General features: G+C 69.2%; 1 protein-coding gene. It reads left to right on the top strand.

Annotation, left to right across the window (positions count from 1 at the left end; genetic code table 11):
- Window positions 1-160 precede the first annotated feature (160 nt).
- Entirely contained in the window at window positions 161-1,453 is a 1,293-nt protein-coding gene (locus AB0I72_RS28350; RefSeq protein ID WP_358574164.1) for an ISAs1 family transposase, read from the top strand.
- The last annotated feature ends 23 nt before the right edge of the window (window positions 1,454-1,476 follow it).

Genomic DNA, 1,476 nt, shown 5'->3' with positions numbered 1-1,476 from the left:
CAGGGCCCCGGAGTTCTCGCGCTACGCCGGAGAAGACACGAACGCCGGATTCGAGCAGGTCGGGCAGGGATGACCGAACCCGGACACGCGAAAACGGGCACAGAACCCGTGGATCATGGAGTTGTCGAGACAACACGATCCGCAAGGTCCCATGCCCGCTGTGTCATCATCCCTCACCCGTAACGTTCCCTCAACCGATCCCGCCGAACTGCTCACCCCCACCGGCGACTTGATGGACCACCTGTCCACCATCGACGACCCCCGAGATCCACGAGGCCGCCGCTACACCCTGCCCACCCTGCTCGCCCTATGCGTATGCGCCCTGACCAGCGCCGGACACGACACCACCTGCGCCATCATCGAATGGGCCCACAACGCACCCGAACCCGTCCTCCTGCGCCTGGGCCTGCCCGTCTGCCCCTTCACCCACCGGATCCACATCCCCGACGAACGCACCTTGCGCGAAGTCCTCGCCCGCCTGAACCCCGCCCAGCTCGCCCGAGCCGGTCTGGCCCGCCTGAACGCCCACACCCCACACAAGGAGAGCGCACCGCGCACCCCTGCCGGAGCACCCGAACGCGAACACCGCCGCAGCCACCGCCAACAACAGCACCGACCCCCACCTGAGCCGCCCCGCCACACCGCCTACGCCACCGACGGCAAGACCCAACGCGGAGCCCGCGCGAGAAAGGGCCAACGCTCGGCCTCGGTGGTCTTCCACACCGTCCGCCACCACGACGCGGCCGTGGCCGCCTGCACACAGATCCCCGGCAAAGGTGCCGAGACCAGTGCCTTCACCATGCTGCTCGACCAACTCGACGACGACCGACTCCACGATGCGCTCATCACCGCCGATGCCCTGCACACCGTGGCCGACCACGCCACCTACCTGCTCGGACGCGGCGCCCACTATCTGATCTACGTCAAGGGCAACCGCCCCACCCTCCACGACCAGCTGGCCGCCCTGCCCTGGAGCCGGGTGCCCCTCGCCCACTTTGAGGGGCCCACCCACGCCCACGGGCGGGAGGAGCGCCGCATGCTCAAGGTCGCCGCGGTGGACGGGTTGGCCTTTCCCGGCGCGTGCCAGGTGGTGCGCATCGAGCGTCATCGCCGCCTGCACGGCAAGGTCAAGGGCAGCCGCGAGGTGGTCTTCGCCGTCACCGATCTGGACGCCCACCAGGTCTCGCCCGCGGAGTTGGCCGCCCATGCCCGCGGGCACTGGACGGTGGAGAACCGGGTGCACTACGTGCGGGATGTGACCTGGGGAGAAGACGCTCGGCGCACTCGCACCGGGGCGGCCCCGGTCGTGCTGGGGTGTGTGACCGACATCGTCCGCCAGGCGCTGGCTGCCGCGGGGTGGAAGAACCTCAAGTCAGGGCGCAGAGCCCACACGAACCCGGACAAGGTCCTCGAACTCCACGGCATCACCCGAGCTCAGCCCGTATGGATTTGAAGCGCGAGAACTCCGGGGCCCTG

It is taken from the genome of Nocardiopsis sp. NPDC049922, assembly GCF_040660275.1.
Classification (GTDB): Bacteria; Actinomycetota; Actinomycetes; order Streptosporangiales; family Streptosporangiaceae; genus Nocardiopsis.
Note: the sequence above shows the minus strand (reverse complement) of the source record. Positions and strands in the feature narration are given on the sequence as shown.